4 protein-coding genes and 1 pseudogene are annotated in these 4,297 nt (G+C 63.8%); 3 read left to right on the top strand and 2 right to left on the bottom strand.

The window, feature by feature from the left end; all coding sequences use genetic code 11:
- Together ABYB95_RS17950 and ABYB95_RS17945 are read right to left on the bottom strand one after the other, a co-directional pair.
- Positions 1-230: pseudogene (locus tag ABYB95_RS17950) on the bottom strand (oxidoreductase); the annotation flags it as partial.
- A 32-nt stretch (positions 231-262) separates the two neighbouring features.
- A complete protein-coding gene (locus ABYB95_RS17945; RefSeq protein ID WP_372659989.1) occupies positions 263-1,822 on the bottom strand; it encodes a Rieske 2Fe-2S domain-containing protein in 1,560 nt (519 codons plus the stop codon).
- A gap of 104 nt (positions 1,823-1,926) precedes the next feature.
- Here ABYB95_RS17945 and ABYB95_RS17940 point away from each other — a divergent pair, with 104 nt between their 5' ends.
- The 3 genes from ABYB95_RS17940 to ABYB95_RS17930 all read left to right on the top strand — a co-directional run.
- A complete protein-coding gene (locus ABYB95_RS17940) occupies positions 1,927-2,172 on the top strand; it encodes a hypothetical protein (RefSeq protein ID WP_372659987.1) in 246 nt (81 codons plus the stop codon).
- A 45-nt stretch (positions 2,173-2,217) separates the two neighbouring features.
- Complete coding sequence (rpoH, locus tag ABYB95_RS17935) at positions 2,218-3,159, top strand: RNA polymerase sigma factor RpoH (protein ID WP_372659985.1); 942 nt, start codon at positions 2,218-2,220, stop codon at positions 3,157-3,159.
- Between the two features lie 184 nt (positions 3,160-3,343).
- A partial coding sequence (locus ABYB95_RS17930) for a ferric reductase-like transmembrane domain-containing protein (protein WP_372659983.1) occupies positions 3,344-4,297 on the top strand: 954 nt, incomplete at its 3' end.

Raw genomic sequence — 4,297 nt, 5'->3', positions numbered from 1 at the left:
CCGCCGCTGCCTTTCACTTCCCGGAGCACGCCCAGCGTCCAGTTCGAACGTTCGTGGGGGTCGCCCGCCAACGAGTAGGAACGCACCAGGCCGCCGGGCAAGTGAACGTCAACGTGTGCGCCGGCCGCCACCAGCGGCAATTCGGCACCATCCGGATCGCCCAGCTCAAACGCATGAATGCCCTCGGCCAACAGGCGGATCGCTCGCACCTGCAGTGGCTTCGGAAACATATCAAGCGCTAGGCCCTGAGGCAGGGGCGCATTCATGCCTGTCTCCGCGCCAGCACGTCTTGTTGCAGGGTCTCCATCTGGGTTTTGACAAAGCTTTCGCGCTCGGCGCCCTTCATGCCATCGGCCTCGGTCAATATGGTCAGCACCTGGCGCGCGAGGTGGCGGCGCAGTGTGACTTCTTCTTCGCGGGTTCGGCCAATGGGCAGGTCGAACACATTGCCCGAGCAGTAGCTGTTGGGTTCACCGCCGCAGTCGCGCAGCCAGGCGGCAAATTGTTCGGCGCCGGCTTTGGGGTTGCTGCCCCGCACCGCATCGCGCAACAGCTTGCGGAACATGTAGAGGCCGGCGTCGAATTTGGTCGGGTTCTCCAGCGCGTGGAGCGCGATGGGGCGCTGGCTGACAAGCGCCTCGTAGTCGCCGGGGGCGTACTGGCAATCTTTGTAGTTGGGGCGGGCACGGTGATCGGCCGGAATGGGCGGCACGTCTTCCAGCTTGTATTCTCCGAAGCGATCGGGGCGGCGCAAAGCCACCTGGCCCTCCAGAAAATCGATCGACTCGTAGCCGACCAGGCTCTTGTCGCCAATGCCACGGGTGTCGATGCCGGGGCCCATCACACGCCAGCCCATCATTTTGCTGTTCTGGTCGTCCACCGGAACGGTCCAGCGGACCATGTGGAACCGGCTGAACAGCTTTTTCTGCTTGCCGTCTTCCGAGGTGTAGGCGTGCAGGCTCAGGTTGGGCAGCACCTGGTGCTGCACCCGGATGAACATGTGGCCATCGTCGGCACGGCGTGCACCTGCGCAGGCAACGCCGCGTCCACCGTGCACCGGCACGAACTGCATGTCCGGCGGCACTTCCATCGAAGCGGCGCCGACTTCGTCGAAGGTCGTGCCTTGGTAGTGCTCGCCGGTGACCTGGCGCTTGGCGTGCAGCGCCATGGTGTGGTAATTGTCGGCAGCGTTGTCCTGCACTTGCAGCCAGTTGCAATGCTGGAAGTTGCTGTACGGCACCAGTTCGTCGCCCTCGGCCACAGTGAAATTGCCTTCCCACTCCGGGAAAGGTGGTTCGTCTTGCGGCGGGCCCATGTAGGCAAAGATCAAACCGGCGCGCTCGAACGCCTTGTAGGCGCCCTGGCGAATGGAGCAGCGGTAGCGTTCGCCCTCTTCCTCCTCGCCCTCGGGGAACGGCACCCGCAGGCAGGTGCCGTCCACGTCGAACACCATGCCGTGGTAACAGCACGAGATGCCGTGTTCCTCGATCTTGCCGTACTCCAATGAAGCACCGCGGTGCACGCAATGGGCGTGCAAGAGGCCGATGTGGCCACTGCCGTCTTTGAAGCAGACCAGCTCTTCGCCCAGGATTTTCAGGAAACGCGGTGTGTCGGTCAGTTCAATGGCCATGCACACCGGGTGCCAGAAACGGCGCAGGTATTCCCCGGTGGGCGTGCCCGGCCCCACTTCGGTCAACTCGGCATCGTGGCCCGGCTCCTTGTTGGTGAAGTAGCCGCCATAGGGGATGAGCTTTTTGGCGCTCGCCGTGCCGGCGCCGCCTGTGCTGCCTGCGTTTTCAAACTTGTCTTGGGGGGTGCTCATGGTGCGATCTCCGGTGGATGGGTAAAAATTCTCGGCAAATTGTGTTCTGTACTCTGTATCCAAAGTTTGAAGCATGCCGAGGTCTGGCGCACGAGGGATTACCCTTGGAGGTCTCGGAACACCCTGTTTCGCGCTCCGGCCCCGTGCCTGCGCTGTTCGGGGGCAACATGCCGGTTTCGCTGTTCAAGCCGGTTTCAGCAGAAAAATCGACTTTTCTTCATGAAATCCATGGTTTTCCGTTTCACGGTCAACGACCCAAGCGCTCAAAGTCCACCCGCGATGCGACGGGATCACCGGAAAATCCCGTCGCCTCCAAGGTCAAGGAACCATTCCTTTGGCACTCTCTCTGACTGAGTGCTAACATAGTCTGTGACATTCTGAGGAGGGTCATCCACATGTCCAAAAATCTCGTTCCCGCCATCAGCCAGCCCACCGGTGCCTTGGCCATGGCCAACCCCTGGGCGCTGGTGCCGCCGCTGGGCAATCTGGACGCCTATATTTCCGCCGTCAACCGCCTGCCGCTGTTGACGCTGGACGAAGAACAGGACGCCGCACGCCGTCTGCGCGACGACAACGACCTGGAAGCCGCCGGTATGCTGGTGATGTCGCACTTGCGGCTGGTGGTGTCGATTGCCCGCCAATACCTGGGTTATGGCTTGCCGCACGGCGATCTGATCCAGGAAGGCAATGTGGGTCTGATGAAGGCCGTGAAACGCTTCGACCCGGACCAGGGCGTGCGTCTGGTGAGCTACGCCATGCACTGGATCAAGGCCGAGATCCACGAATACATTCTGAAAAACTGGCGCATGGTCAAGGTGGCGACCACCAAGGCCCAGCGCAAGCTGTTCTTCAACCTGCGCTCCATGAAGCAGGGGTTTCGGGCCGATGCGATCGACGGCGACACCCACCGCGACGTGTTCTCCGACAGCGAGGTCGATACCGTGGCCCGGGACTTGAACGTCAAGGCGTCGGAAGTGCGCGAGATGGAAACCCGGCTCTCGGGCGGCGACGTGGTGCTGGACCCCGGCCCGGGCGACGATGGCGAAGACCGCTTTGGCCCGATCGCCTTTCTCGCCGACGCCACCCACGAGCCCACCGCCGTGCTGGAATCGGCCGAGCGCGATGCCTTGGCCACCGACGGCGTGGCCCGCGCCATGAGCGAACTGGACGAGCGCTCGCGACGCATCGTGACCGAGCGCTGGCTCAAGGTCAACGACGATGGATCGGGCGGCATGACGCTGCACGAACTGGCGTCCGAATACGGCGTGAGCGCCGAACGGGTGCGCCAGATCGAAGTCGCGGCGATGAAGAAAATGCGCAAATCGCTGACCGCCTAAGCCCGATCCGGCGATCACCGCCCGCTCAGCCCGGCCAGACAAACCGTCTGCCCGGGCTTCTTTATGTCCGACGGGTCAGGCACGGTCTGGCTGCGTGGCTTGACGCCCGTGTGCATTGCCTGCACCATCAATTGGCAGGCGGGCCGCTGTCCGAGCCCGCCGTCAACGCTGAAAGCGTCAGGCATTGAAACCCAAAAAAGCGCTCTGGGCCGGCATTTACCTCGCCCTGCTGCTGTTGCCCGTGGTGGTCAGCGCGCTGGCGGCACGCGCCGCCGACCTGGAAGCACGTCCTTGGCTGGATGACTGGGCGTCCGGTCTGGGCATGATCGGCTTTGCCGTGGTGCCGCTGTCCTTTTTCCTGCTGGGTCGGCTCAAGCCCCTGTCGGGCTGGTTGGGCAGCGATTTGCTGATGCAGGCGCACCAGTTGTTCGCGCGAACCGCCGTCCTGCTGTTGCTGCTGCACCCGTTTTTCTACTCCCTGTGGTACGCGCCCATGGGCCCTGTGGACACATCGGACGCGCATGCGCTGCGTATTGGCGGCGGGTCCTGGGGGCTGCTCACCGGCCTGCTGGCACTGGGCTGCCTGCTGGCGCTGGTGTTCATGGCCATATGGCGGCAGCGCAGCGGCCTCCCGTACGAACGCTGGCGCCTGATGCACAGTGCGCTGGCCCTCGCGGTGCTGGGCTTTGGCCTGCACCACACGCTGGTCTCGGGCCGCTACGCCCAGCTCGAAGCGGTCGCCACGCTCTGGTGGGTGCTGGGGGCGCTGGCCCTGGTGTCGTGGCTCTGGGTGTATCTGGTACGGCCACTGTGGCAGGACGCACAGCCCTACCGGGTCCAGAAACTGGAGCGGTGCGCCGAACGCATCTGGCTGCTGGAAATTGCCCCGCAGCGCGCGCGGCCCACCCACTTTCGCGCAGGCCAGTTTGCCTGGCTCAAGCTGGGGCAACGCTGGCCCCACCGCGACAACCCGTTTTCCATCAGCAACGCGCCCAACCCGCAGGGCATGGTGCAGTTCCTGATCAAGGAAGCGGGCGACATGACTCGCGCAGTCGCTCAGTGCACCCAGGGCGAGATGGCCTATCTGGACGGACCCCACGGTCGCTTCGACATACCCGCAGATGCCAGTGCGCTCGTG

Source organism: Hydrogenophaga sp., from assembly GCF_041633695.1.
Taxonomy (GTDB): Bacteria; Pseudomonadota; Gammaproteobacteria; order Burkholderiales; family Burkholderiaceae_C; genus Hydrogenophaga.
This window is presented reverse-complemented; position numbering and strand designations above follow the sequence as displayed.